This window comes from Variovorax sp. J22R115 (genome assembly GCF_030317005.1).
GTDB lineage: Bacteria > Pseudomonadota > Gammaproteobacteria > Burkholderiales > Burkholderiaceae_C > Variovorax.
Genome location: NZ_JASZYM010000011.1, coordinates 20,904 through 46,595, shown reverse-complemented (window position 1 = coordinate 46,595; position 25,692 = coordinate 20,904). Strand labels below are relative to the sequence as shown.

The window sequence follows — 25,692 nt, the reverse complement described above, 5'->3', positions numbered from 1 at the left end:
GGCCCCTTTGTCTAGCATGCAGGAGTGATGGAGGCGATGAGATAACCTGCGTCGCCTCCGATTCATGAACGACGACGTCCGCCCCGACCCCGACGCGCTGCTGGCCCAGTTGCGCGCGGAGGAGCAACGCTCGCAGCGCGGCAAGCTGCGCATTTACTTCGGCGCCAATGCCGGCGTCGGCAAGACCTGGGCGATGCTGAGTGCCGCGCAGCGCGAGCACGCGGCGGGCCGCGACGTGGTGATCGGCGTCGTCGAGACGCACGGCCGCAGCGAGACCGCGGCTGTGCTGGCCGGACTCGACACGCTGCCCTTGCGCGAGGTGGCCTACCGCGGCCGCACGCTGTCTGAATTCGATCTCGATGCCGCGCTCGCGCGCAAGCCGGCCGTTTTGCTGGTGGACGAACTGGCGCACACCAACGCCCCCGGCTCGCGGCACGCCAAGCGCTGGCAGGACGTGCAGGAACTGCAGTCTGCAGGCATCGAGGTCTGGTCGGCACTCAACGTCCAGCATCTGGAAAGCCTCAACGGCACGGTGGGCGCGATCACCGGCGTGCGCGTGCACGAGACCGTGCCCGACACCGTGCTCGACGAGGCCGAAGAAGTGGTGCTGGTCGACGTCACGCCCGACGAACTCACGGCGCGGCTCGCCGCTGGCAAGGTCTATCTGCCGCAGCAAGCCGAGCGGGCGGCGCAGAACTTCTTCCGCAAGGGCAACCTCATTGCATTGCGCGAGATCGCGCTGCGCCGCACCGCCGAACACGTGGAAGACGACGTGCGCGGCTGGCGCGTGGAGCAGTCGGGGCCTCAGGGCGATGGCGGTCCGCCGGCGTGGAATACCTCGGGCGCGATCCTGGTCTGCGTCGGCCCCCATGAAGGCGCGGGGCAGACCGTGCGCACGGCAGCCCGGCTGGCGGGACAGCTCAACGTGCGTTGGCATGCGGCCTATGTCGAGACGCCGCGGCTTCAGCGCCTCGATGCTGCGCAGCGCGACCGCATCCTCGCCGTGCTCCAGCTCGCGGAGGAACTCGGCGCCGAGACGGCGGTGCTCACCGGTGTCAATGTTGCGGAGGAACTCGCCGCGCAAGCCCAGCGCCTCAACTGCGCCACGCTGGTGGTGGGGCGCACCGAGCCGGCGCAAGGCTGGGAGCGCTGGTGGCCCAGGCCCCCACTGGCGCGCGAACTGGCGCGCCATGCGCCGGGTGTGGACATCGTCGAGGTCGCTCGGGCCGACAGTTCACGCCGCCTCGCGCACGCTCGCCCGGGCGGGCGGCGGCGCGATCCGGCCGTCGAGGACGCCGACCGCCCGCAGGCGCGCCGGTCCGGCTACGCATGGGCGGCCGCCACCAGCGTGGCGATCACGCTGCTGGCGATGCCGCTGGTCGGCGTGCTGGAACTGGCCAATATCGTCATGCTCTTGCTGCTCGGAGTGGTGGCGGTGGCGATGCGATTCGGACGCGGCCCGGCCGCCTTCGCCGCGATGCTCAATGTGGCGGCCTTCGATTACTTCTTCGTCTCGCCGAGGCTGTCGTTCGCGGTCAGCGACGTGCAGTACCTGGTGACTTTTGGGGTGATGCTCGGCGTCGGCCTGCTGGTCGGCCAGTTGACGGCGGGGCTGCGCTTCGCCGCGGGCGTCTCGGCGAGCCGGGAACGGCGCGCGCAGTCCCTGTTCGAGCTGACGCGGGAACTCTCGGCCGCCCTCGAAAGCGCGCAGGTCGTGGCGCTCGGCGCGGCTGCGGTGCAGGGGCATTTCGGCGGCCGTGCGGTGGTGCTGGTGACGGATGCCAACGACCGCCTCGTCGTGCCGGCTGATGCGCCGCCCGGCTTTGACCCGAGCGTGGCGGACTGGACGCTTCGCCAGGGCCAGCCGGCCGGCCTCGCCACGGCCACGTTGGCGGCGCAGCCCTGGCACTACACACCCCTCAAGGCCCCGATGCGGGTGCGCGGCGTGCTTGCGCTCGAGCCCGCGCACCCGCGCTGGCTGCTGATCCCGGAGCAGGCGCAGCAGCTCGACACCCTGGCACGCCAGATCGCGATCGCCCTGGAGCGCGTGCACTACGTCGAGGTCGCTCAGAAGGCCGTGGTCGAGATGGAATCGGAGCGGCTGCGCAATGCGCTGCTCGCGGCCATCTCGCACGATGTCCGCACGCCGCTGACCGCGCTGATCGCACTCGCCGAATCTCTGCAGACGCTGCCGGAAGGCACTGGCGACCAGCGCGCCGCCGCGCGCGCCATCGTCACGCAGGCGCACCAGCTTCACGCGCTGGTGAGCAACCTGCTGGACATGGCGCGGCTGGAAAGCGGCATTGCCGGCGGCACCGTCAACCTGCGGCGCGACTGGCAGTCGGTCGAGGAAGTGGTGGGCTCCGCCATTCGCGCCGCACGGCCTGCGCTGGGCGACATGGCGGTGCAGACCGCGCTGCCGGCGGAACTGCCGCTGGTCGAGTTCGATGCGGTGCTGATCGAGCGCGTGCTGGTCAATCTGCTCGAAAACGCCGGCAAGTACGGCGCCGAACCGATCGTGGTCGGCGCGCATGCCACCGATCGCGCGCTGGTGCTGAGCGTGCGCGACCACGGCCCGGGCCTGCCGCCATCGCTGCGTGGCCGCGAGCAGACGCTGTTCGACAAGTTCACGCGCGGCCAGGCCGAATCGGCCACGCCCGGCGTCGGACTGGGCCTGGCGATCTGCAAGGCGGTGGTGAGCGCGCATGGCGGCGAGATCACGGCGGCGAACGCGGCGGGCGGCGGGGCAGAATTCACCGTCACGCTGCCACGCCGTACGCCGCCCGAGCCGGCGGAGTCGAGCGATATTCCCGCCTGAGAACCGAGCCAGCCATGCCCAGTCCCACCGCCATCGTCATCGAGGACGAACCGCAGATCCGCCGCTTCGTGCGCGGCGCACTGGAGGCCGAAGGGTGGCAAGTGCATGAGGCCGGCACGCTGCGCGAAGGCCTGGCGGCGGCCGGCACGCGGCAGCCCGATCTCCTGGTGCTCGATCTGGGTCTGCCGGACGGCGATGGCGTCTCGCTGATTCGCGACGTGCGCGGCTGGTCGGGCGTGCCCATCATCGTGCTCTCGGCCCGCACCGACGAGGCCGACAAGATCGCTGCTCTCGATGCCGGCGCGGACGACTACCTGACCAAGCCCTTCGGTACCGGTGAGCTGCTGGCCCGGGTGCGCGCCAACCTGCGCCGGCCTCGTACGGCCAACGGTGGCGAAGAGCCCGACCCGGTGTTCCACTTCGGCGAGGTCGAGGTCGACCGCACGGCAAGGCTGGTGCGGCGCGCGGGCGTCGAGGTGCATCTCACGCCGACCGAGTACCGGCTGCTGTCGGTGTTGATCGCCAACGCCGGGCGGGTCATCACGCAGCGCCAGTTGCTGCGCGAGGTGTGGGGCCCGTCGCATGGCGAGCAGAGCCACTACCTGCGCATCTACATGGGCCACCTGCGCCAGAAGCTCGAAGCCGATCCCGCGCAGCCGCGGCACTTGCTCACCGAGACGGCGGTGGGGTACCGGCTGGTGGCGTGAGCGCGTCCTGACGCGATGGCCGTCCACGGGCGAGCAACACGACGGCTACGCCGCCGAGCACCGCGGCCGATGCCATGACAAGGCGCAGGCTGACGGATTCGTCGAGAAAGAGCACGCCGCCGAAGGCCGCGATCACCGGCACGCTGAGCTGAACGGTGGCCGCGCTGGTCATCTTCAACTCGCGCAGTGCGGCGTACCAGATCACGTAGCCGATGCCGGAACTCAGGATTCCCGAAGCTAGCCCATATCCGATGCCTGCTGGGTCCCATTGCATAGAAGGGAGCATCGCCGCGCTCACGGCCAGCGCCAGCGGCGCGGCACGCACGAAGTTGCCGGCCGTCGCGCGGGTGGGGTCGCCTGCACCTTTGGCGCGCAGCGAATAGACGGCCCACGCCACCCCTGCCGCAGTCATCAGCAGGGCGCCCTGCAATGGCGGCGCCGACAGGCCGGGCAGCAAAAGGAAGACCAGTCCGCCCACCGCCAGCGCGAAGCCGGCGATCTGCCAGCGCGCCAGCCGTTCACCTCGATACAGGCCCCAGCCGATCATGCTGATCTGCACCGCGGCAAAGAGCAGCAGCGCGCCGGTGCCGGCCGGCAGGCTGAGGTAGGCGAAGGAAAAGGCCTCCGCGTAGACGAACAGCGCTACCGCAGAGAGCCAGCCTCCCCCGAGGCTCTTCGTCCCAGCCCCGCTGCGCTGCGCCGCGATGAGCCAGAGCACCAGGGCGCCCGAGATCAGTCGCACGGAGGTGAAGGTTGCCGCGTCGATGCCGGTATGCAGCAGGGCCAGCCGGCACAAGAGCGAGTTGCCGGCAAAGGCCAGCATGGCGAGCGCGGTGAGGACAACGAGTTTCATCGGAAGGCGGGAGTCGCGGCACGATTGGAACACTGCTGCCTGCGTGAATCGCGGAGAATCGTTCGCCACCCGAACCTCTCCGCGACCCCATGCCCGACACGCCTGCCCCATCTCGCCTCAATAAACGCATGGCCGAACTGGGCCTGTGCTCGCGTCGCGAAGCGGACGACTGGATTGCGCAGGGCTGGGTGAAGGTGAACGGCCAAGTAGCCGAGATGGGCGTGAAGGTGACGCCGGCCGATCGCATCGAAGTCGACAAGAAAGCGCAGAACCAGCAACAGCAGCAGGTGACGATCCTGCTGCACAAGCCGATGGGCTATGTGAGCGGTCAGGCCGAGGACGGGCATGAGCCGGCGGTGGTGCTGATCAATCCGCGCACGCACTGGCGCGAGGACCCGAGCCGCAATCGCTTTTCGCCGCCGCAGTTGCGTGGTCTTGCGCCGGCCGGCCGGCTGGACATCGATTCGGTGGGGCTTCTGGTGTTCACGCAGGACGGGCGCGTCGCACGCCAGTTGATCGGCGAAGACTCCAGCATGGAGAAGGAATATCTGGTGCGGGTGTCGTATGGGCCGGTTGCGCAGAACTCGCAAGCCGCTTTTCCGCGCGAACAGCTTGCGAAGCTGAGGCATGGGTTGAGCCTGGATGGTCAGCCCTTGAAGCCGGCGCGGGTCGAGTGGCAGAACCTGGAGCAGTTGCGTTTCGTTCTGACCGAAGGCAAGAAGCGCCAGATCCGGCGGATGTGTGAGCTGGTGGGGCTCAAGGTCGTGGGGCTGAAGCGCATTCGGGTCGGGAATGTGGTGCTGGGGAATTTGCCTGTGGGGCAGTGGCGGTATTTGGGGGCGCACGAGCGGTTCTGATTTTTCGGTTTGCGGGGGCGGGGCGGGTGGCGTCGTCGGGCGGTGTGCCCTGTGCCGGCCGACGTCACCGGCCGCTTCGCGGCTGCCCTGCGCTGCTCGCGACAGGCGGGGTCCGCGCAAACTCGCTGCGCTCAAACACGCGCGGCCCTTTTCCCGCCTGTCGCTGTGCTGCTCGGCGGTGCCTCAACGGCCGGCCCAGGGCACACCGCCCGACGACGCTGAGACGTTGGGGTTGAACTGTCCTCTTCACCGGTTGTGATGGCGCGCAGGCAGAGCACGTTGGAGGCGCGCATATCCGTTGCACACCCCCTGAGCCCGGTAGGTGGTGCGGGTTGGGCGACCCCTCTGCGCCGCTGAGGAGCGCAGCTTCAGGCGGATCAGGGCCGCGCGTGTTTGAGCGCAGCGAGTTTGCGCGGACCCCGCCTGAAGCGAGCACCGCAAGGGAGCCCGAAGGGCCGGCGCAGCGGGGTCGACCGGCCCGCACCGCCTATCGGGCGCCCGCCCCAAGGAAGCAAAAACGCAACCTCATGCACAGCTAAGAATTCAGGCGTAGCCTCCCGCAAACTGTGTGTCACACAAGGAGCTCTCGTGCGCGCATTGCTCGTGGAAGACGACGAAATGATCGGCCGCAGCCTCATGCATGCGCTCGACAACGCAGGCTGGTCGGTCGATTGGGTGCGTGACGGCGCATTGGCCCACAGCGCCCTTGCCGACGGTGGCTACACCTGCGTGCTGCTCGACCTGGGCCTGCCCAAGGAGGACGGCACCGAGGTACTGCGACGCGCCCGCAAGCGCGGTGACGCCACACCGGTGCTGGTGCTCACCGCACGCGATGGGCTCGACCACCGCATCCGTACCCTCGACCTCGGGGCCGACGACTACCTGCTCAAGCCCTTCGAGTTGCGCGAACTTCTGGCGCGCATGCGTGCCGTCGTGCGGCGACGCGACGGTGCCGCGCACTCCGTCATCGGCACTGCCGCGCTGCAACTGGACCTCACCACCCGCGACGTCATCGTCAACGGTGTGCGCGAAGTCCTCACCGCCCGGGAATTTGCCCTGCTGCACGCACTGCTCGAGCGGCCCGGCGCCATCCTCTCGCGCGAGCAACTCGAGGACCGCATCTACGGCTGGGGCGAAGAAGTCACCAGCAACGCCATCGACGTCCTCATCCACGGCATGCGCCGCAAGCTCGGCGCCGAGGCCATACGCAACGTGCGCGGGCTCGGGTGGCGGGTCGTGCCGGCGTGACCGTATCGGGCTTTCGACCCCGATCGCTGCGCGCGCGCCTGCTCTGGTGGCTTGTCGCGCTGCACCTGGTGGCCATTGCGACCACAGCCTGGTTCTCCTACGTCGCCTACGGCCGCCTGGTCAACAACTTCATGGACGATCAGATGCGGCTCGTGGCCGAATCGCATGCGACGCACCACCGCCTGCCCGCCCTGCAGCCTGCGAGCGACGAGGACGTGTTCCGGCGCGGCACCTTCGTCGTGCAGATCTTCGATGCCGACGGCCGCACGCTCCTCGCCAGTTCATGGCCCGCGCTCGACATGCCGCTGCAGACCGAGCCGGGCTTCAGCGACGTGCGCTTCGGCACCAAGGGCAGCGATGGATGGCGCGTCTACACCGCCGAGGAAAACCCGGCGGCCGACATGCCGCGCGTGCAGGTCGTGCAGAACGACAGCTTCCGCCGCAACCGCATCGTGCGCCGCGCCTTGCTGGAGAGCCTGCCGATCCTGGTGCTGTTGCCGATCACGCTGCTGATCCTGCTGCTCATCGTGTCGGCTGCGTCGCGCTCGCTGCGCGCCGTGGCGCGCGACGTCGCTGCGCAGGAGGAGGGCAACCCGGCCGAACTGGCCGTCGCCAGGGTGCCGGAGGAAATCGCGCCGCTCGTCACCGCCTTCAACAGCCTGCTCGCTCGCCTGCGCAACACCTTGTCGGCCCAGCGTCGCTTCATGCAGGACGCCGCGCACGAGTTGCGCACGCCGATGACTGCGATCGGCCTGCAGATCGAGAACCTGCGCGCCCATGTCCCCCCGGGCGATGCGGCAGAGCGCTTTGCGCAGCTGGAAGGCGGCGTGAAGCGCGCCCAGCACCTCATCGAACAATTGCTGCGCCTTTCGCGGCAGGATGCGCCGGCGGCCAGCGCGCGCGGGCCGGTCGACATCGCTGCGCTGCTGCGCGATAGCGTGGGACAACTCCTGGTGCTGGCCGACCAGCGTCGCGTGGACGTGGGCTTCGAGGGGCGCATCGCGCCACTCGTGACGGCGCCCGCCGCCGAACTGCGCAGCGTGTTCGACAACCTCATCGACAACGCGGTGCGCTATGCGCCTGAGGGCGGCGTGGTCGACGTGCGGCTGCACGAGGTCGATGGGTATCCGGTGGTCGACGTGACGGACAACGGTCCGGGAATTCCCGCGGAGCAACTCGGGCGCGTGTTCGACCGGTTCTTCCGCGTCGCGGGCGCCCCTCCGGGCGGAAGTGGACTCGGGCTCGCCATCGCGCAGACGGCCGCGCTGCGCAACGGCCTGCGCATCGAACTGTCGAATCGCAAGGATGGCCCGGGGCTGCTCGCGCGCGTGTTCCTGCCGCGCTCATCCTGAGCTAAGTATTCGCTCATTCCCGCCTCATTCAGGCCACCTAGAGTGAAGCCGACCACTCCAGGAGACCCTGATGCATGCTTCACTCAAAGTCCTCGCCGCCTGTGCCTTCACGACGGTCGCCGCATTCGCCTCGATGAGCGCCAGCGCGCAGTCCGATGGTTCGGACTATCACCCGATGCAGACGAACAGCGCGGTGTCCAGCGATGAAGTGAGTGCCGGCGCGATGGCGGCGGCGCGGCCGACCGGCACCGAGTCCATCGGACAGTCGACGGCGGCACCGATGGTCAGTTCGCAGCTCACGCGCGAAGAGGTCTACAGGGGCGCGGTCGAAGCAGCGCATCCCTTGAACACCGAGTCCATCGGCCAGTCGACCGGCATGGCCGGCATCACGTCGGGCACGCCGCGCTGAGCGCGCAGGCAGGCGCTATTCTCGGGTCTCCTTCGTGAGACCCGGGATACGCCATGCGCTTCGTCGCCTCCAGATCCATCGCCGTCGCCGTCGCCGGCGCGCTGTTCGGCTGCTTCGCGGCAAGCCATGCCGCCGCGCAGGGCACCGTCAACGCGCTCTGCAGCACGGATACGGGCTGGTGTGAAGCCGCGGCGGCCGAGTTCACCCGAGCCACCGGCATCCGGGTGCTCCAGGCGCACAAGGGCACCGGCGAGATCGGGGCCCAGTTGCGTGCCGAAGCGGCCAACCCCAAGACCGACATCTGGTGGGGCGGCACCGGCGATCCTTTCCTGCAGGCGGCGGAGCAGGGCCTGCTCGACGCCTACCGGCCGGCCTACATCAATGACCTGTACGACTGGTCCGTGCGGCAGTACGCGATGTCCGGGAACATGGTCGGCGGCTTCTATACGAGCGCCATGGGCTTCGGCTTCAACACCGACGTGCTCAAGAAAAAGAAGCTGCCCGAGCCGCACTGTTGGGCTGACCTGGTCAAACCCGAATACAAGGGCGAAGTCGAGATGTCGCACCCGGGCACGAGCGGCACCGGCTACACCATCGTCGCCGGCCTGGTGCAGCTGATGGGCGAGGAGCAGGCCTTCGATTACCTCAAGAAGCTCCACCGCAACACGATCGCCTACACGCGCAGCGGCCAGGCGCAGGCGCCGAACGTGGCCAAGGGCGAAGTCGCGATCGGCGTGAGCTTCATCTTCGGCTTCGACAAGTGGCGCTTCGACAAATACCCGGTGAAGGCGGTGGCGCCTTGCGAAGGCACGGGCTATGAGATCGGCGGCATCGCGCTGGTGAAGGGCGCGCGCAACAAGGCCAACGCCATCCGCTATTACGACTGGCTGATGAGCCCGGCAGGGCAGGCGATCGGCGCCAAGGCAGGCAGTCTGCAGTCGCCTGCCAACAAGACTTTCAAGCCCGACCCGCGCATTCCGTCGATGGCGGATGTCCGGCTCATCAAATACGACTTCGAGAAGTACGGGAAGGCGGTCGAGCGCAAGCGCCTCATTGAGCGCTGGACGCGGGAAGTCGAATCGCAGGCGAGATAGGGCTCTCCCCCAGGCTGCGAGCACTGCGTGTCGCTTCGCCTACCCCCTCGCCGGGGGCAGCACCGGCGGACCGGCTTAGCCGGATCCGTGGTGCCCCTGGGTTGTCCGTGCGGGCTCAGGGCGACGAAAACCGCTTTTGGTTACTTGGCCGGGCCGGCGCCTGTCTTGTAAAGTCATCGATTCGCCAAAAATGGCGTGTTTTCCCTTCGATTGCTCTCGCGTCATGACCATTTCCAAGACCAAACTCCCCTTCCAGGCCGAAGTCGCGCAACTGCTCTACCTCGTCACGCACTCGCTCTACTCCAACAAGGAAATCTTCCTGAGAGAGTTGATCTCGAATGCGTCGGATGCCTGCGACAAGCTGCGCTTCGAGGCCATCGACCAGCCCGCGCTGTACGAAGACCAGCCAAACCTCGACGTGCGCGTGTCCTTCGACCAGGACGCCAAGACCCTCACCATCACCGACAACGGCATCGGCTTGAGCCAGCAGGAAGCCATCGACAACCTCGGTACCATCGCGAAGAGCGGCACCAAGGAGTTCATGAGCAAGCTGTCGGGCGACCAGAAGGCCGACGCGCAGCTCATCGGCCAGTTCGGCGTGGGCTTCTATTCAGGCTTCATCGTGGCCGACAAGATCACCGTCGAGTCGCGCCGCGCAGGCCTGCCGGCCGAAGAAGGCGTGCGCTGGGTCAGCGCCGGCGCCGGCGACTTCGAGGTCGACACCATCACGCGCCCGCAGCGCGGCACCAGCGTCACGCTGCATCTGCATGGCGATGGCGAGGAATACCTGAACGCCTGGAAGCTCAAGTCCGTGATCGGCAAGTACTCCGATCACATCTCCCTGCCGATCCTCATGGAGAAGGAAGAGTGGAAGGAAGGCGAGGACAACAAGGGCGGCGCGATGGTGAAGACCGGCGAATGGGAGCCGGTGAACCAGGCGAACGCACTCTGGAGCCGCGCCAAGAAGGACATCACTGAAGAGCAGTACGTCGAGTTCTACAAGAACATCAGCCACGACTACGAGGCGCCACTTGCCTGGAGCCACAACCGCGTCGAAGGCAACACCGAGTACACGCAGCTGCTCTATATCCCGTCCAAGGCGCCGATGGACCTGTGGAACCGCGACAAGAGCGCGGGCGTCAAGCTCTACGTCAAGCGCGTCTTCATCATGGACGACGCCGAGGCGCTGCTGCCGAGCTACCTGCGCTTCGCGAAGGGCGTGATCGACTCCGCCGATCTGCCGCTCAACGTCAGCCGCGAGCTGCTGCAGGAAAGCCGCGACGTGAAGGCCATCCGCGAAGGCAGCACCAAACGCGTGCTGAGCATGCTGGAAGACCTCGCGAAGAAGCAGAAGACTGCCAGTGAGAGCAGCGAAGGCAAGATCGACGTCGGCTCCGGCGAATCCGTGCCCACGCCCGATCCGACCGAAGGCGTGACCGACGTCGTCGACAAGAAGTCCACCGACAGCACGCCGGCCGCCGAAGCTGCTGCCGCCTACGCCGACGAATCCGGCAAGTACGCCAAGTTCTACGCCGAGTTCGGCGCCGTGCTCAAGGAAGGCCTGGGCGAGGACTTCGGCAACCGCGATCGCATCGCGAAGCTGCTGCGCTTCGCTTCGAGCACGACCGACACGGTGAGCGTGAGCTTCGCCGACTACAAGTCGCGCATGAAGGAAGGCCAGGACGCGATCTACTACATCACGGCCGACACGCCGGCAGCGGCCAGGAACAGCCCGCAACTCGAGATCTTCAAGAAGAAGGGCATCGAGGTCCTCCTGATGACCGACCGCGTCGACGAGTGGGCGCTCAACTACCTGACCGAGTTCGACGGCACCCCGCTGCAAAGCGTCGCCAAGGGCGCGGTCGATCTCGGCAAGCTGCAGGACGAAGCCGAGAAGAAGGCGGCCGAGGAAGCGGCCGAGTCGTTCAAGCCGCTGCTGGAGCGGCTCAAGGAAGTTCTCAAGGACAAGGCAGAGGACGTCCGCGTGACCACGCGCCTCGTCGATTCGCCTGCTTGCCTGGTGGTGCAGGACGGCGGCATGAGCACCCAGCTCGCTCGCATGCTCAAGCAAGCCGGCCAGCCGGCACCGGACGTGAAACCCGTGCTGGAGGTGAACGCCGAGCATCCGCTGGTGAAGAAGCTGGAAGGCTCTGCGCACTTCGAGGACCTGGCCAACATCCTGTTCGACCAGGCCTTGCTGGCCGAGGGCGGCCTGCCGGCAGATCCAGCTGCCTACGTGCGGCGAGTGAACGCGCTCCTAGTCTGAGAAAACGCGAGAGACCGTTTGCTTGCACAGCCTGAGGCTGGCCGCAAGCGGTGGTTCGCCCTAGTGCCGGCGCGGGCGAAGCGTGCGAAAAAAGGCATGGCATCCCAACAAGAGGAGACAAGGCCATGCGCGCTCGTTCACGTCGTTCCTTTGCCATCCATGTCGCCGCCGCCCTCGGCGGCCTCGCGGTGTTCGCCGCGGCAGGGCCCGCGGCGGCGCAAGGCTACCCGGCTCGGCCGATCACCTTGATCGTTCCATGGGGTGCCGGTGGCGGTACCGATGCGACCGCTCGCATCGTCGGCAGCCTGCTCGAAAAAGAACTAGGCCAACCAGTGACGGTGGTGAACCGCACCGGCGGCAGCGGCGTGGTGGGCCATGCGGCCATCGCCTCTGCGGCGCCCGATGGCTACACCATTGGCCTTGCCACGGTCGAGATCGGCATGATGCATTGGCAGGGGCTGACCGAGCTGACCGGCGCGTCCTATACGCCCATCGGCCTCGTCAACGCCGACCCGGCCGGCGTCCAGGTGCGCGCAGATGCGCCCTACAAGAACATCACCGAGCTCTTGGCCGCGATCAAGGCCAACCCCGGCAAGATGAAGGCGTCGGGTACGGGGCAGGGCGGCATCTGGCATCTCGCCATTGCCGGCTTGCTGCGCGACCAGAAGATCGATCCGGCGGCCGTGCCCTGGGTGCCCAGCAACGGCGCCGCGCCGGGTCTGCAGGACATGGTGGCGGGCGGCGTCGACATCGCACCGGTCTCGCTGCCGGAGGCGCGCTCGCTGATCGATGCCGGCAAGGTCAAGAGCCTTGTCATCATGAGTGAAAAGCCATCCGCGCTGTACCCCAACATACCGACGCTCAAGTCCGCCGTCGGCAGTGACTGGACGATGGCCGCGTGGCGCGGCATCGTCGCGCCCAAGGGAATCCCCAACGACGTCCGCGACAAGCTGAGCGCGGCGGTGAAGAAGGTCGCGGCCAGCAAGGACTACACCGACTTCATGGCGTCCCGGGGCTTCGGTGTGACCTACGCAGGCCCAGAGGATTTCGGCAAGTTCATGGCCAAGTCGGACGCCGAACTGGGCGCGACGATGAAGGCCGTCGGCATCGCGAAGTGAAGCGGCAACGCAAGGCGCCGGGCGCTCGGCGATGAAACTCAACGACGCTGTCTTCGGCCTCCTGCTGCTGGTACTCGGCATCGCCGTCCTGGCGGTCGTGCAGGGCTACCCCAAGATCCCAGGCCAGCAGGTCGGCCCCTCGCTTTTTCCGGGGCTCATCGCCGTCGTGGTGTGCGTCTGCGGCGCCATCCTGCTGGTGCGTGGCTGGCGCGATCGGGCCTCGGTGCCCTGGGTCCAGGCCGGGCCCTGGACGCGCTCGCCCAGCCACGTGCTGGCGTTCTGCACGGTGATCGCCGGCGTCGTCTTCTACATCCTGGCCTCGGAAAAGCTCGGCTTCCTCATCACGTCCACCATCGTGCTGGCCGCGCTGATGTGGGCCCTGCGCGTGTCGCCCGGCCGCTCGGTGCTGATCGCGGTGATTGCATCGCTCGCCATCCATTTCGCGTTCTACAAGCTGTTGCGCGTCCCTCTTCCCTGGGGTGTGCTTACCCCTTACGCCTGGTAGCCGCCGATGTCAGCCGCACTCGCGCAGGCGTTCTCGATGGTGTTCGAGCCTTACACCCTCATGGTGATGGTGATCGCCTCGCTGTACGGGCTCTTCGTCGGTGCCGTGCCGGGCCTGTCGGCCACCATGGCGGTGGCGCTGCTCGTGCCGATCACCTTCTTCATGGCGCCGATCCCGGCCATCGCTGCGATGGTGACTGCGACCGCGATGGCAATCTTCTCGGGCGACATCCCGGGCTGCCTGCTGCGCATTCCCGGCACCCCGGCCTCGGCCGCCTACACCGACGAAGCCTTTGCGATGACGCGCAAAGGCCAGGCCGAAGTCGCGCTCGGCGCCGGACTGGTGTTCTCGGCGGTTGGCGGGCTCTTCGGCACCGCGGTGCTGATCCTCGCGTCGCCGGCGTTGGCCGACTTCGCGCTTCACTTCAGTTCCTTCGAGTACTTCTGGCTGGTGCTGCTGGGGCTCACCTGCGCGGTGTTCATCTCTTCCGACCGGCCGCTCAAGGGCGTTGTGACACTGATGCTGGGCCTGCTCGTCGCCTGCGTAGGGCTCGGCAACCCGGCGGGCTTTCCGCGCTTCACCTTCGGCAACACCGAGATGACGGGCGGCATCGGGATGATCCCGATGATGATCGGCATGTTCGCGATCTCGGAGGTCATCCGGTACGCGGTCGACACCCTGCCGCCCGCCGAACTGGCGGTCGAGAAGGTGGGGAGCGTGCTAAAGGGCCAGTGGGCGCTGGCGAAGAAGTACCCCGTGCAGATCCTGCGCGGCAGCTCGCTCGGCACGCTGGTGGGCGCGTTGCCGGGCGCGGGCGCCGACATCGCGGCATGGATGTCGTACGCGATGAGCAAGAAGTTCTCGAAAGAGCCGGAGAAGTTCGGCACCGGCCACGTCGAGGGCATCGTCGAATCCGGCTCTGCGAACAACAGCGCCCTGGCCGGCGCCTGGATTCCGGCGCTCGTATTCGGCATACCGGGCGACTCGATCACGGCCATCGTGATCGGTGTGCTCTACATGAAGAACCTGAATCCCGGACCGACGCTGTTCACCACCAATCCGCAGAACATCTATGCGGTGTTCATGCTGTTCGTCATCGCGAACATCATCATGATTCCGCTGGGCATCCTGTGCATCAAGGTGGCCAAGCGCATTCTTCGCGTGCCGCGCAATGTGCTGATGCCGCTGATCCTGTTGTTCTGCATCGTCGGCACCTTCGCCATCAACAATTCGCTGTTCGACGTCGGCGTCATGCTCGCGGCGGGGGTGGTGGCCTACCTGCTCGAGGAAAACGGGTTCCCGATCGCGCCGGCCATCCTCGGTGTGGTGCTCGGCGGCATGCTGGAGGAGAACTTCATCACCTCCATGATCAAGTCCGACGGCAACCTGATGAGCTTCGTGACGCGGCCGATCGCTGCCTCCTTGGCCGTTGTCTCGGTGCTGGTCTGGGTGGCGCCCTTGCTGCGCCGCCTGCTGAGATCGCGGGGGCCCGCGGCGGCCGGTTCATAGGCCGTCGGCGGCGCGCGGGCGCGATCAGGAGGCGTCGGATTCGACGAAGCGATCGCCCGGCGTCAGCGGCACATGGCGGTACGTGGCCGGCGTGCGGCTGAGCTTGATGGGCGACGCCACGCCGCGATAGCCGCCTTCCAGTTCCACCACCATGCCGCGGTGAGCCGTGTGCGGATGTTCCAGCGCCGCATCCACCGACAGCACCGGCGCGGCAGGCACGCCGGCGGCCATCAGCGTGTCGACCAGTGGGCGGCCATCGAAGTCCGCCAGTGCGGCTTCGAGCCGCTGCTTGAGCCCTTCGCGGTGAATCGAGCGCGCGCCGGCGGTGCGGTAGAGCGGATCGTCCGCGAGCGCCGGCAGCCCGATGCAGGCACAGAAGCTGGCGAACTGCCGGTCGTTGCCGACCGCGACGAAGATGGGGTCCGTGCGGGTCGCGAGTGCGTCGTAGGGGTAGATATTGGGATGCGCATTGCCGGTGCGCCGGGGCATCGCGCCATCCATGAACCAGTTCGCCGCATGCGGGTGCAGCAGTGAAAGGCCGCTGTCGTACAGCGCCGCCTCAATGAACTGGCCCTGGCCGCTGCGCGTGCGCTCCTGCAGCGCGAGCAGCACGCCGATCGTCGCGTTGAGGCCGGTGACCATGTCGACCACCGGCAGGCCGACGCGCAGCGGGCCGCCGTCGGCCTCGCCGTTGATGCTCATGATCCCGGTCATCGCCTGCACGGCGGCGTCGTAGCCCGGCAGGGCGCCGAGCGGGCCATCGGCGCCGAAGCCCGAGACGCGGCACCAGATCAGGCGCGGAAAGCGCTTCGAGAGCTCGTCGTAGCCAATGCCCCACCGCTCCATGGTGCCGGTCTTGAAGTTCTCGATCAGCACGTCGGCCTCGGCCACCAGCGCCAGCAACGCGTCGCGCCCATCGACGCTGCCGAGGTCGAGCGCCATGGTGCGCTTGTTGCGGTTCAGCCCGTGGTAGTAGGACGCGACGCCTTCCTTGAAGGGTGGCCCCCAGGTACGTGTGTCGTCGCCCTGCGGCGGCTCGACCTTGAGCACGTCGGCGCCGTGGTCGCCGAGGATCTGGCCGCAATAGGGGCCGCCGAGGATGCGTGAGATGTCGAGCACGCGGATGCCGGCCAGTGCGCCGGTCTTGGCAGTCGGGGTCATGGTGCTTCCTTCAATCCAGTTGCGCGCCGGACTGCTTGACGACGGATGACCATTTCGTCACCTGCGCTCCGATGTACTTGCCCAGCTGTTCGGGCGTGCTCGAAGGCGCCGGCTCCAGGCCCTGCGAGGCGAACAACTGCTTGACCTTGGGCGTGGCGAGCGCGTCCGCGAAGGCCTTGTTGAGCTTCGCGACCGTGGCCGGCGGCGTGCCAGCCGGTGCCACGATGCCGAAGAACACGCTGACGTCGTAGCCCGTGACGCCCTGCTCGGCCAGCGTCGGGAGGTCGGGCAGTGCCTGCGAGCGCTGGGCCGTGGCGATGCCGAGCGCGCGCAGCTTGCCTGCCTTGACGTACGGCAGCGCGGTCAGCACGTCCGTGAAGCTCATCGACACCTGGCCGCCCAGCAAGTCGTTGAGCGCCGGGCCAGTGCCCTTGTACGGGATGTGCTGCAGGTCGGTGCCGGCGATGCCGTTGAAGAGCACGCCCGCCAGGTGCGAGGAGGCGCCGTTGCCCGACGACGCGTAGCTCAGCTTGCCCGGGTGGGCCTTGGCATAGGCGATGAGCTCGCGCACATCCTTCGCCGGCACGGCGGGGTTCACGACCAGGATGTTGGGCAGGTGGCCGATCTGGATCACCGGCGTGAAGCTCTTCACCGGGTCGTAGTTGATCTTGCGATAGAGACTGGCGTTGATCGCCAGCGGTCCGGAGGTACCGAACAGCAGCGTATGGCCGTCGGCCTCGGCGCGCGCCACGTAGTCGGCGCCGATGTTGCCGCCGGCGCCGGCGCGGTTCTCCACGATCATGGGCTGGCCCAGGTGGTCCTTGATCTCGGCCGCAAGCGTGCGCGCCATCGCGTCGGTAGGGCCGCCCGGCGGGAACGGCACGACCAGCGTCACCGGCTTGGTCGGGAACGTCTGCGCGTGGGCCGTCGACGCGACGGGCAGCGCAGGCATGGCCGCGACGCAGGCGGCAAGGGCGAAGGTCTTGAGCAGTTTCATGGTTGTCTCCTTGATGTGTGTCCCTTGTGATGGATCCGCCGGGCTTCAGGCCACCACGGCCACCTTGGCCGGCGCCGCAGCGATGTCTGTGTTCCAGGACTCGGGCACGCCGTCCGCGTTCAGCGGATCGCGCGGCAGCACGCGATGCAGCAGCACCAGCTGCGCCCACTGGATGCGCTGCGCCGAGCCGGCGCGCGAACCTTCCCAGGCCATCGCGATCGCACTGCAGGTGTGATACAGCGCCGACGCGGCCTGGCGTGCCATCGGCTCGCCGCCGTCTTGCGACGCGCGGTCGGCCAGCGCGGCTGCGCGCACCAGCGCATCGCGCAGTGCGGCAGCGAATGCCGGCGCCACCACGGTCTGGTCCAGCAGCATGGAGAAATGGTCCTGCAGCGCGGGCAGCGAGTTCTCCCGCTTGACGGCGCGCAGCACGTCGAGCGCGACGATGTTGCTGGTGCCTTCCCAGATCGAGCCCAGATGCGCATCGCGCACCAGTCGCGGATCGGCCCATTCCTCGATGTAGCCGCAACCGCCGCGCACTTCCATCGCATCGCCCGTCACCTTGCGGGCGTCGCGGCAGGCGCGGAACTTGATGAGCGGCGTGAGGATGCGCAGCAGGGGGTAGGCGGTCTTGTCGCCGCCATCCGAGCGGGCCAGCGCCAGCGCGGTCTGGAACACCATCGTGCGCGCTTGCTCGGCCGGCAGCCGCAGCTTCTGCAACTGACGCTGCATCAGCGGCATGTCCGCGAGGCGCTTGCCGAAGGCGCGGCGTTCGCTCGCGATGTATTCGGCCTCCGCCACGGCACGGCGCATCAGGCCGGCGGCGCGCACGCCGTTCGACAGGCGCGAGTTGTTGACCATGTCGGCCATCTGCTGGAAGCCCCGGCCCGCCTCGCCGACCAGGTGCGCCACCGCGCCTTCGAGGCGGATCTCGCCGCTGGCCATCGAGCGCGTGCCCATCTTGTCCTTGAGACGCAGGATCCGGTAGTGGTTGGCGCTGCCATCGTCGAGCCGCTTCGGCAGCAGGAACAGCGACACGCCCTTCATGCCGGCCGGCGCGTCGTCGGCACGTGCGAGCACCATCGCGAAATCGGCGTCGGGGTTGGAGCAGAACCACTTGTCGCCGCTCAGGCGCCACTGCCCGGCTTCGTCCTGCCAGGCGCGCGTGACGGTCGCGGCTATGTCGGAGCCGGCGGCCTGCTCGGTCATGAACATCGCGCCCTGCGCCAGCGTGTCGAAGTCCAGCGACTGAAAGCGTGGGAGGAAGCGCTCGACCAGTTCAGGGCTGCCGAACTTCTTGAGCGTACGCGCCAGCGAATCGGTCATCGAGACCGGGCAGCACAGCCCGAACTCGGCCTGCACGAAGAGATAGGTCAGCACGTACTTGACCAGCGGCGGCATCTTGCCTTTCCAGCCCAGCGTCTCTTCGCGGTGCGACATCGCGGCCAGGCCGAACTCGCTCAGCGCCAGGCGCTCCATCTCGACGTAGGCCGGATGCTTGATGACCTTCTGGTCGTCGATGCCGGTGCGCGTGCGCAGCTGCAGGGTGGGCGGGTTGTGGTCCGCCACTTGCGCCAGCTCGTCGAGCCGGCCGCCGGCCAGCGCGCCGAGCCGCTCGAAGTGGGGCTGCATGTGCCGCAGCAACTCGGGCGGGAGGTACAGCGCGAGCAGCTTGTGCAGCTCGGTGTCGGTGGTGAAGAGGTTCTGCCCGTGGCGGTCGGGCACGGGATGGGCGGTGGTGTTTCCGGTCGTTGCTGCGGTGCGTGTGCTCATGGTCTGTCTCCTTGGGCCGCCATCTTTGAGCGTTCGACGATTTCTGTCCAATATCAGATTGGTCTTGATTGATCTGATTTGCCTATTGTGAAAAACTGCGCCGGATGGAACGAATGGAACTTCGACATCTGCGCTATTTCGTCGTGCTGGCGAAAGAGCTTCACTTCGGCCGCGCGGCGCGACGGCTCGCGATCTCCCAGCCTCCGCTGAGCGTCGCGATCCGGCAGCTGGAAGAGGCCGTGGGCGCGCGCCTGTTCGACCGCAACAGCAAGGAGGTGCGCCTCACGCCGGCCGGCGAAGCGTTGCAGGCCTCGGCCACCGTCTTGCTGCGTCAGGCCGAGGAGGCCGCGCTGCAGGCGCGTGACGTGTCACTGGGCTCGGCCGGGCGGCTGCGCATCGGCTTCGTCGGCGCGATGCTCTACCGCGGACTGCCGCCGGCGCTGCGCAAGTTCCAGGCAAAGCACCCGGCGGTTCGGGTCACGATGGTCGAGCTCAATTCGGGGGAGCAGATCGTCGAGTTGCTGCACGACCGGCTGGATCTCGGCTTCGTGCACACCAGCCGCATGCCGGCGGAGCTGCGGCACGTGCTGCTGGTGTCGGAACCTTTCGTGGCCTGTCTCCCGGTCGATCACCGGCTGGCGCGGCGGCGCACGGTGTCCACCGCGAGCCTGCGCGACGAGCCCTTCGTCCTGTTCTCGCGCAGCGTTTCGCCTGACTATCACGAGCGCATCCTGTCCATCTGCGCGCAGGCCGGCTTCCGGCCCGAGGTCCGCCACGAGGTGCGGCACTGGCTGTCGGTGGTGTCGCTGGTCTCGCAGGGCATGGGCGTGGCGCTGGTGCCGAGCGCAATGCGGCACACGGCGCTGCGTGGCGCGGTGTTCAGGCCGCTGGAGGAAGAGGTCGCGCGGTCCGAAGCGTTCTGCGTGTGGCGCGACGGGCCGGAGAATGCCGTGGTGCAGGGCTTCCTGCGTGCGATGCAGGTCGACCCGTCCGCGGCGGCCTAGGCGTAGAGGGGCTCTTCTTCCATCGACTCGCACTGGTCCTGCAGCATCTGGATCTGCCCCTTCCAGTAGTCGCTCGATCCGAACCACGGGAAGTTGATCGGAAAGATCGGGTCTTCCCAGCGCCGCGCCAGCCATGCGCTGTAGTGGATGAGGCGCAGGGTGCGCAGCGGCTCGATCAGTGCGAGCTCGCGCCGGTCGAAGTCGCGGAACTGTTCGTAGCCGTCGAGCAGCCCGCTCAATTGGGTGGTGCGCTGCGCGCGGTCGCCGGACAGCAGCATCCAGAGATCCTGCACGGCGAAGCCGGTGCGTGTGTCGTCGAGATCGACGAAGTGCGGGCCGCCGTCGGGCCGGTCGGTCGGCGTCCAGAGGATGTTGCCGGGATGCACGTCGCCGTGCAGTCGCAGCTTTTTCAGGGCCGGGTCCGCAGCCTGCGAGTTGGTGCCGAGCGCAGTGGTCGAGATCTTCTCGAAGGCCGCGTTGCAGGCTGTTTCCCATTCGCGCTGCACGTCGAGCGGCACCATGTCGTGGCCCAGCAGCCAGTCGCGCGATGCGATGCCGAAGGTCTGCAGGTCCAGCGCCGGCCGCGATGCGAAGGGCTTTCGTGCCCCGACCGCGTGGATGCGCGCGAGAAAGCGCCCGACCCATTCGAGCACCTCGAAATCGTCCAGCTCCGGCGCGCGTCCGCCACGGTAGGGACTCACGCTGAATGCGAAGCCGCCATGGCGGTGCAACGTCTCGCCATCGACCGCGATCGGCGCCACCGCAGGCACTTCGGCGGCGGCGAGCTCGAGCGAGAAGCCGTGTTCCTCGAGGATGTCTTCATCGGACCAGCGCCCGGGCCGGTAGAACTTGACGACCACTGCGCTGCGGTCTTCCAGGTAGACCTGGTAGACGCGATTCTCGTAGGAGTTCAGCGCGGTCAACCGGCCGTCGCCGTGCAGGCCGAGCGTTGCGAGCGCATCGAGCACGACGTCGGGCGTCAGGGTTTCGTAGGGATGACCGGCCGAAGCCGCGTCGGGAGGAGGGGTAGTTGAAGGGGCCACGGCGACATTGTCGGCGCTGGCCGTTGCACCTTTGGGCAAATTGACACTGCCAGGGCTTCGGAGAAGAATGAATTCGACTTTCTCGGTTCCTGGCCCGGCATTCTTGCGCAGCCCACCATGGAGGAGACCTGTGGAACAACCGAATGGCCCTTTCACGAAGGCACAGGAACTGCGCAGCTTCCTGTTCCTTTCCGTGGTCATGGCGCCGGTGCTCGCGGGCATCATCGTCGCGGGCTACGGCTTTCTTGTCTGGATGTATCAGCTTCTCCTTGCGGGGCCACCCGGCAGTCGAGGCTGACGCTACATCCCGCGCAGCACATCAGCCACCTTTCAAGAAGGAAGCCAAAGTGTCCGAGGAAGTACACATCAGCAGTCTGGTCGTGCATGCCACCCCGAAGCGCCTGCAGCGTGTCGAGGACGCCATCGCCCTGATGCCCGGCGCACGGGTGTTCGGCAGCTCGCCCAACGGCAAGCTGGTCGTCACGCTGGATGCCGACAGCGCCGACGAGATGCTTTCCCGGGTGAATGCGATCCAGCGCACCGAAGGCGTCCTTTCCGCCGCGCTGGTGTACCAGTACGCGGACACCGTGGAAGCGATGAACGAGGAGATCCCCGATGCCCATTGACAGGAGGGACTTCATCCGCCAAACGGCAGCGGCCACCGCGGGCGCTGTGGCCGGCATTCCGCTGACGGGGATTGCGCAGGCGGTCGCTCCCGACGCTGCCGGCCTCAAGTGGTCCAAGGCGCCATGCCGCTTCTGCGGCACGGGCTGCGGCGTGACGGTGGCCGTCAAGGACAACCGCGTGGTCGCCACGCACGGCGATCCCGAGGCGGAGGTCAATCGCGGCCTCAACTGCGTCAAGGGCTACTTTCTGTCCAAGATCATGTATGGGGACGATCGCCTGCTGACGCCCTTGCTGCGCATGAAGAACGGCCAGTACGCGAAGGACGGCGAGTTCACACGCGTCTCGTGGGACCAGGCCTTCGATGTCATGGCCGCGCAGTTCAAGCGGGTGCTCAAGGAAAAGGGACCGACAGCGGTGGGCATGTTCGGTTCGGGCCAATGGACCATCTGGGAGGGCTATGCCGGGCTCAAGCTCATGAAGGCCGGCTTTCGCTCGAACAATCTCGACCCCAACGCGCGGCACTGCATGGCGTCGGCGGCCGTGGGGTTCATGCGGACTTTCGGGGCTGACGAGCCCATGGGCGTCTACGACGACATCGAGGCGGCCGATGCCTTCGTGCTGTGGGGCGCGAACATGGCTGAGATGCATCCCATTCTGTGGACCCGCGTGACCGACCGGCGGCTGAGCGGGCGCAACGTCCAGGTGGCGGTGCTTTCGACCTTCGAACACCGCTCCTACGAGCTGGCGGACATCGAGCTCACGTTCACGCCGCAAACCGACCTGGCGATCCTGAACTACATCGCCCACCACATCATCACGACGAACCGTGTGAACCGCGATTTCGTCGACAAGCACACCTCGTTCCGGCTGGGCAACGCCGATATCGGCTATGGACTGCGGCCGGAGCATCCGCTGCAGAAGGCTGCCAAGAACGCCGGCGATGCGGGCGGCTCCAAGCCGATGACCTTCGACGAGTTCGCGAAGTTCGTCTCCACCTACGACCTCGACTACACCGCCAGGCTCAGTGGCGTGCCGCGCAACCGCCTGCAGGCGCTGGCGGAGATGTACGCCGACCCGAAGGTCAAGGTGATGTCCTTCTGGACCATGGGGTTCAACCAGCACACCCGCGGTGTGTGGTGCAACAACATGGTCTACAACATCCATCTGCTCACCGGCAAGATCGCAACGCCCGGCAACAGCCCCTTCTCGCTGACCGGCCAGCCATCGGCCTGTGGCACCGCGCGCGAGGTTGGCACCTTCTCCCACCGGTTGCCGGCCGACATGGTGGTGACCAATCCGAAGCACCGGGCCGAGGCGGAGCACATCTGGAAGCTGCCCGAAGGCACCATCCCTGACAAGCCCGGCTTCCATGCGGTGCTGCAGAACCGCATGCTGAAGGACGGCAAGCTCAACGCCTACTGGGTGATGGTCAACAACAACATGCAGGCCGCCGCCAACCTGAAGGAGGAAGGCTACCCGGGCTACCGCAACCCCGACAACTTCATCGTGGTGTCGGATGTGTACCCGACCGTCACCGCGCTGAGCGCCGACCTGATCCTGCCGGCGGCGATGTGGGTCGAGAAGGAAGGCGCCTACGGCAATGCCGAGCGCCGCACGCAGTTCTGGCACCAGCTGGTCAGCGCGCCCGGCGAGGCGCGGTCCGACCTCTGGCAGCTGATGGAGTTCTCGAAGCGCTTCAAGGTCGAGGAAGTGTGGCCCGAGGACCTGATTGCCAAGAAGCCGGAGCTCCGGGGCAAGACCTTGTTCGAGGTGCTCTTCCGCAACGGGCAGGTCGACAAGTTCCCGAACTCGATGATCGAAGCGGGCTACGACAACGACGAGGCGAAGGCCTTCGGCTTCTACGTGCAGAAGGGCCTGTTCGAGGAGTACGCCACTTTCGGACGTGGTCATGGCCACGACCTCGCGCCCTTCGAGACCTACCACCAGGTCCGCGGCTTGCGCTGGCCCGTGGTGAACGGCAAGGAAACGCTGTGGCGCTACCGCGAAGGCTCGGACCCCTACGTCAAGGCCGGCACAGGATTCCAGTTCTATGGCCACCCGGATGGCAAAGCGCTGATCTTCGCGCTGCCCTACGAGCCGCCGCCGGAGGCGCCCGACAAGGAGTTTCCGTTCTGGCTGTCGACCGGCCGCGTGCTGGAGCACTGGCACTCGGGTTCGATGACGCGCCGTGTGCCCGAGCTTCACAAGGCCGTGCCCAACGCCGTGTGCTACATGCATCCGGAAGACGCGCGGGCCCTGGGCGTGCGGCGCGGCATCGAGGTGGAGATCAGCTCGCGGCGCGGAAGCATGCGCACGCGGGTGGAGACACGGGGCCGCAACAAGCCGCCGCGCGGACTGGTGTTCGTGCCGTGGTTCGATGCGAGCCAATTGATCAACAAGGTCACGCTGGATGCGACCGACCCCATCTCCTACCAGACGGACTTCAAGAAGTGCGCGGTGAAGATCGTCAGGGTCTGAGCCGTACAGAGACACCGGCATGACCCCCCGCAAGCTTCTCCCGCTGCTCGGCCTGCTGGCCGCCTTCGCGTGGGCCCAGTCGGGCGGCCTGTTGGACCCGGCACGCGGCCCGGTGCCGGTGCCCGACCCCACGGACCCGCCGCGCCTGGGCAACGCAATCAACGATGACGTGCGGCGCCCGCGCAACTACGACATGCAGCCGCCGACCATCCCGCACCGCGTCGACGGCTACCAGATCGACAAGAACTTCAACAAGTGCCTCGACTGCCATGCGCGCACCCGCACGGATTTCTCGCAGGCGATTCCCGTGAGCCCCACGCACTACATCGACCGCAGCGGCAAGGTGCTGCCGCAGATCTCGACGCGGAGGTATTTCTGCATGCAGTGCCACGTGGCGCAGGACCCGGTCCAGCCGCTGGTGGGCAACGACTTCGAGAACGCGGACACGATCGCGAAGCGGGCCGCCGAGGCCGCCCAGGCCAACAAGAAGTAGCAGCGGGGACGCCACACCATGATGAACCTCCTGAAGCGCTACTGGGCCATCATCCGCAGGCCGAGCGTGCATTTCAGCCTTGGGTTCCTGACGCTGGGCGGCTTCATCGGCGGCATCATCTTCTGGGGCGCCTTCAACACGGCAATGGAATTCACCAACACCGAGAAGTTCTGCACCGGATGCCACGAGATGCGCGACAACGTGTTCGCCGAACTCAAGCCCACCATCCACTACACCAATCGCTCCGGCGTGCGCGCTATCTGTTCCGATTGCCATGTCCCGCACAACTGGACCGACAAGATGGCGCGCAAGATGCAGGCCTCCAAGGAGGTGTGGGGCAAGATTTTCGGCAGCATCTCGACGCAGGAGAAGTTTCGGGCGGAACGTCTTCGGCTGGCCCAGAACGAGTGGGCACGCTTCAAGGCCAACGACTCGCTCGAATGCCGCAATTGCCACAACTACGAATACATGGATTTCACGCGCCAGAGCGTGCGTGCGCAGAACATGCACATGACCTTCCTGGCGAACAAGGAGAAGACCTGCATCGACTGCCACAAGGGCATCGCCCACAGGCTGCCCCACATCCCGCCGGGCCAGGCGCCGACCGACACGCCGGGACAGGTCGTTCCCAAGGAAGGCGACGAAGCAATGGCGCCCGCCGGCGGGGCGCCGGGCGGCGCCAAAGCGGGTGGCTGAGGTCTTGCACGACGGTCTTTGCGTTCGCGACCTGGCATGCGCGCGCGGTGGACGGCGCGTGTTCGCCGGCGTCACATTCGACGCCGCCCCCGGCGACGTGGTGCAGGTGCGCGGATCGAACGGCAGCGGCAAGAGCAGCCTGCTGCGCTTGCTGTGCGGCCTGTTGCAACCGACCGGGGGCGACGTGCACTGGCGCAGCCGGCGCGTCGGCGCACATGACGCCGGCTTCGCCAGGGAGGTGGCCTACATGGGACACGCAGGCGGCATGAGCGGCGAACTCACGGTGCTCGAGAACCTGCGCTTCTCGCTGCACGTCGCCGGCAGCGCGAGCGGCGATGCGGCGTGCCGCGACGTGCTGCAGAAGCTGCGGCTCGCGGAACGCGAGGATGAGCGGCTGCGCCATCTCTCGCAGGGCCAGCAGCGTCGACTGAGCCTGGCGCGCGTGCTCCTGAGCCAACGACCGTTGTGGCTGCTCGACGAGCCCTGCGCGGGCCTGGACGCCGAAGGCGAAGAGAGCTTCGACGCCTACCTGGCCGATCACGTCCGCCGCGGCGGCATGGCCGTGGTAACGACCCATCGCGACATCGGCCATGACGGCCCTTGCGCGCGCACGCTGGAAATGAACAGGCTGAGCGATGCTGACTGCCGCCCTACCGATCATCGGCCGTGAGGTCCGCACGGCGT

At 67.4% G+C, this 25,692-nt stretch carries 23 protein-coding genes; 18 read left to right on the top strand and 5 right to left on the bottom strand.

What is annotated here, in order from left to right; all coding sequences use genetic code 11:
• The first annotated feature begins 64 nt into the window (after nt 1–64).
• Entirely contained in the window at nt 65–2,818 is a 2,754-nt protein-coding gene (locus QTI04_RS19770; protein WP_286617179.1) for a DUF4118 domain-containing protein, read from the top strand.
• Between the two features lie 14 nt (nt 2,819–2,832).
• Entirely contained in the window at nt 2,833–3,525 is a 693-nt protein-coding gene (gene kdpE, locus QTI04_RS19765) for a two-component system response regulator KdpE (RefSeq protein ID WP_286617177.1), read from the top strand.
• Here kdpE and QTI04_RS19760 read toward each other — a convergent pair.
• Nucleotides 3,488–4,378 (bottom strand): DMT family transporter, encoded by an 891-nt coding sequence (locus QTI04_RS19760; protein WP_286617175.1) that lies wholly within the window; start codon nt 4,376–4,378, stop codon nt 3,488–3,490. The genes kdpE and QTI04_RS19760 overlap by 38 nt on opposite strands.
• A gap of 89 nt (nt 4,379–4,467) precedes the next feature.
• Here QTI04_RS19760 and QTI04_RS19755 point away from each other — a divergent pair, with 89 nt between their 5' ends.
• The 9 genes from QTI04_RS19755 to QTI04_RS19715 all read left to right on the top strand — a co-directional run bounded on the left by QTI04_RS19755 (nt 4,468) and on the right by QTI04_RS19715 (nt 14,736).
• Nucleotides 4,468–5,235, top strand: a complete 768-nt coding sequence (locus QTI04_RS19755; RefSeq protein ID WP_286617173.1) for a pseudouridine synthase — start codon at nt 4,468–4,470, stop codon at nt 5,233–5,235.
• A 588-nt stretch (nt 5,236–5,823) separates the two neighbouring features.
• Nucleotides 5,824–6,483 carry a response regulator transcription factor gene (locus tag QTI04_RS19750; protein ID WP_286617171.1) on the top strand — a complete coding sequence of 220 codons (660 nt, stop codon included), beginning with the start codon at nt 5,824–5,826 and terminating at the stop codon, nt 6,481–6,483.
• The gene (locus QTI04_RS19745) at nt 6,480–7,835 is read left to right on the top strand and encodes a HAMP domain-containing sensor histidine kinase (protein ID WP_286617169.1); all 1,356 of its coding nucleotides are present in this window, start codon (nt 6,480–6,482) and stop codon (nt 7,833–7,835) included. Before QTI04_RS19750 ends, QTI04_RS19745 begins: the two co-directional genes overlap by 4 nt.
• 70 nt (nt 7,836–7,905) lie before the next feature.
• A complete protein-coding gene (locus tag QTI04_RS19740) occupies nt 7,906–8,244 on the top strand; it encodes a hypothetical protein (protein ID WP_286601673.1) in 339 nt (112 codons plus the stop codon).
• Nucleotides 8,245–8,297: 53 nt separating this feature from the next.
• The gene (locus QTI04_RS19735) at nt 8,298–9,338 is read left to right on the top strand and encodes an ABC transporter substrate-binding protein (protein ID WP_286617167.1); all 1,041 of its coding nucleotides are present in this window, start codon (nt 8,298–8,300) and stop codon (nt 9,336–9,338) included.
• Between the two features lie 223 nt (nt 9,339–9,561).
• On the top strand, nt 9,562–11,604 hold the full coding sequence (gene htpG, locus QTI04_RS19730) for a molecular chaperone HtpG (protein ID WP_286617166.1): 2,043 nt from the start codon (nt 9,562–9,564) through the stop codon (nt 11,602–11,604).
• 125 nt (nt 11,605–11,729) lie between these two features.
• A complete protein-coding gene (locus tag QTI04_RS19725; RefSeq protein WP_286617165.1) occupies nt 11,730–12,722 on the top strand; it encodes a tripartite tricarboxylate transporter substrate binding protein in 993 nt (330 codons plus the stop codon).
• A 31-nt stretch (nt 12,723–12,753) separates the two neighbouring features.
• A complete protein-coding gene (locus tag QTI04_RS19720; RefSeq protein WP_286617164.1) occupies nt 12,754–13,227 on the top strand; it encodes a tripartite tricarboxylate transporter TctB family protein in 474 nt (157 codons plus the stop codon).
• 6 nt (nt 13,228–13,233) lie between these two features.
• A complete protein-coding gene (locus tag QTI04_RS19715) occupies nt 13,234–14,736 on the top strand; it encodes a tripartite tricarboxylate transporter permease (RefSeq protein WP_286617162.1) in 1,503 nt (500 codons plus the stop codon).
• A gap of 24 nt (nt 14,737–14,760) precedes the next feature.
• Here QTI04_RS19715 and QTI04_RS19710 read toward each other — a convergent pair whose 3' ends face one another.
• The 3 genes from QTI04_RS19710 to QTI04_RS19700 are packed head-to-tail and all read right to left on the bottom strand — an operon-like array spanning nt 14,761 to nt 18,667.
• Nucleotides 14,761–15,897 carry a CaiB/BaiF CoA-transferase family protein gene (locus QTI04_RS19710; protein WP_286617160.1) on the bottom strand — a complete coding sequence of 379 codons (1,137 nt, stop codon included), beginning with the start codon at nt 15,895–15,897 and terminating at the stop codon, nt 14,761–14,763.
• Nucleotides 15,898–15,907: 10 nt separating this feature from the next.
• Nucleotides 15,908–16,894 carry a tripartite tricarboxylate transporter substrate binding protein gene (locus tag QTI04_RS19705; protein ID WP_286617158.1) on the bottom strand — a complete coding sequence of 329 codons (987 nt, stop codon included), beginning with the start codon at nt 16,892–16,894 and terminating at the stop codon, nt 15,908–15,910.
• 45 nt (nt 16,895–16,939) lie between these two features.
• Complete coding sequence (locus QTI04_RS19700; RefSeq protein WP_286617157.1) at nt 16,940–18,667, bottom strand: acyl-CoA dehydrogenase family protein; 1,728 nt, start codon at nt 18,665–18,667, stop codon at nt 16,940–16,942.
• Nucleotides 18,668–18,780: 113 nt separating this feature from the next.
• On the opposite strand from QTI04_RS19700, the gene QTI04_RS19695 reads away from it, so the two are divergent.
• Complete coding sequence (locus QTI04_RS19695) at nt 18,781–19,671, top strand: LysR family transcriptional regulator (protein WP_286601690.1); 891 nt, start codon at nt 18,781–18,783, stop codon at nt 19,669–19,671.
• Here QTI04_RS19695 and QTI04_RS19690 read toward each other — a convergent pair.
• Complete coding sequence (locus tag QTI04_RS19690) at nt 19,668–20,714, bottom strand: serine/threonine protein kinase (RefSeq protein ID WP_286601692.1); 1,047 nt, start codon at nt 20,712–20,714, stop codon at nt 19,668–19,670. The genes QTI04_RS19695 and QTI04_RS19690 overlap by 4 nt on opposite strands.
• Before the next feature lie 130 nt (nt 20,715–20,844).
• On the opposite strand from QTI04_RS19690, the gene napE reads away from it, so the two are divergent.
• The 6 genes from napE to ccmA are packed head-to-tail and all read left to right on the top strand — an operon-like array spanning nt 20,845 to nt 25,678.
• Nucleotides 20,845–21,012 carry a periplasmic nitrate reductase, NapE protein gene (gene napE / locus QTI04_RS19685; protein ID WP_286569757.1) on the top strand — a complete coding sequence of 56 codons (168 nt, stop codon included), beginning with the start codon at nt 20,845–20,847 and terminating at the stop codon, nt 21,010–21,012.
• A 49-nt stretch (nt 21,013–21,061) separates the two neighbouring features.
• Nucleotides 21,062–21,340: a chaperone NapD gene (locus tag QTI04_RS19680; RefSeq protein ID WP_286601693.1), complete on the top strand. Its 279-nt coding sequence runs from the start codon at nt 21,062–21,064 to the stop codon at nt 21,338–21,340.
• Nucleotides 21,330–23,819 carry a periplasmic nitrate reductase subunit alpha gene (napA, locus tag QTI04_RS19675; protein ID WP_286601694.1) on the top strand — a complete coding sequence of 830 codons (2,490 nt, stop codon included), beginning with the start codon at nt 21,330–21,332 and terminating at the stop codon, nt 23,817–23,819. The genes QTI04_RS19680 and napA overlap by 11 nt, the downstream gene beginning before the upstream one ends.
• Nucleotides 23,820–23,838: 19 nt before the next feature.
• A complete protein-coding gene (locus tag QTI04_RS19670) occupies nt 23,839–24,312 on the top strand; it encodes a nitrate reductase cytochrome c-type subunit (protein WP_286617155.1) in 474 nt (157 codons plus the stop codon).
• An 18-nt stretch (nt 24,313–24,330) separates the two neighbouring features.
• Nucleotides 24,331–25,008, top strand: coding sequence for a cytochrome c3 family protein (locus QTI04_RS19665; protein ID WP_286601696.1), 678 nt, complete (start codon nt 24,331–24,333; stop codon nt 25,006–25,008).
• On the top strand, nt 25,001–25,678 hold the full coding sequence (ccmA, locus tag QTI04_RS19660; protein ID WP_286617154.1) for a cytochrome c biogenesis heme-transporting ATPase CcmA: 678 nt from the start codon (nt 25,001–25,003) through the stop codon (nt 25,676–25,678). Before QTI04_RS19665 ends, ccmA begins: the two co-directional genes overlap by 8 nt.
• Nucleotides 25,679–25,692: the final 14 nt, after the last annotated feature.

What these genes read in the sequence shown, in the direction of transcription:
- QTI04_RS19665 (WP_286601696.1), top strand. Translation starts at nt 24,331, where the DNA reads ATGATGAACCTCCTGAAGCGCTACTGGGCCATCATCCGCAGGCCGAGC.
- QTI04_RS19695 (WP_286601690.1), top strand. Translation starts at nt 18,781, where the DNA reads ATGGAACTTCGACATCTGCGCTATTTCGTCGTGCTGGCGAAAGAGCTT.
- QTI04_RS19760 (WP_286617175.1), bottom strand. Translation starts at nt 4,378, where the DNA reads ATGAAACTCGTTGTCCTCACCGCGCTCGCCATGCTGGCCTTTGCCGGC.
- QTI04_RS19715 (WP_286617162.1), top strand. Translation starts at nt 13,234, where the DNA reads ATGTCAGCCGCACTCGCGCAGGCGTTCTCGATGGTGTTCGAGCCTTAC.
- QTI04_RS19700 (WP_286617157.1), bottom strand. Translation starts at nt 18,667, where the DNA reads ATGAGCACACGCACCGCAGCAACGACCGGAAACACCACCGCCCATCCC.
- napA (WP_286601694.1), top strand. Translation starts at nt 21,330, where the DNA reads ATGCCCATTGACAGGAGGGACTTCATCCGCCAAACGGCAGCGGCCACC.
- QTI04_RS19710 (WP_286617160.1), bottom strand. Translation starts at nt 15,897, where the DNA reads ATGACCCCGACTGCCAAGACCGGCGCACTGGCCGGCATCCGCGTGCTC.
- QTI04_RS19670 (WP_286617155.1), top strand. Translation starts at nt 23,839, where the DNA reads ATGACCCCCCGCAAGCTTCTCCCGCTGCTCGGCCTGCTGGCCGCCTTC.
- QTI04_RS19740 (WP_286601673.1), top strand. Translation starts at nt 7,906, where the DNA reads ATGCATGCTTCACTCAAAGTCCTCGCCGCCTGTGCCTTCACGACGGTC.
- QTI04_RS19705 (WP_286617158.1), bottom strand. Translation starts at nt 16,894, where the DNA reads ATGAAACTGCTCAAGACCTTCGCCCTTGCCGCCTGCGTCGCGGCCATG.
- QTI04_RS19755 (WP_286617173.1), top strand. Translation starts at nt 4,468, where the DNA reads ATGCCCGACACGCCTGCCCCATCTCGCCTCAATAAACGCATGGCCGAA.
- kdpE (WP_286617177.1), top strand. Translation starts at nt 2,833, where the DNA reads ATGCCCAGTCCCACCGCCATCGTCATCGAGGACGAACCGCAGATCCGC.
- QTI04_RS19770 (WP_286617179.1), top strand. Translation starts at nt 65, where the DNA reads ATGAACGACGACGTCCGCCCCGACCCCGACGCGCTGCTGGCCCAGTTG.
- QTI04_RS19735 (WP_286617167.1), top strand. Translation starts at nt 8,298, where the DNA reads ATGCGCTTCGTCGCCTCCAGATCCATCGCCGTCGCCGTCGCCGGCGCG.
- QTI04_RS19725 (WP_286617165.1), top strand. Translation starts at nt 11,730, where the DNA reads ATGCGCGCTCGTTCACGTCGTTCCTTTGCCATCCATGTCGCCGCCGCC.
- QTI04_RS19720 (WP_286617164.1), top strand. Translation starts at nt 12,754, where the DNA reads ATGAAACTCAACGACGCTGTCTTCGGCCTCCTGCTGCTGGTACTCGGC.
- htpG (WP_286617166.1), top strand. Translation starts at nt 9,562, where the DNA reads ATGACCATTTCCAAGACCAAACTCCCCTTCCAGGCCGAAGTCGCGCAA.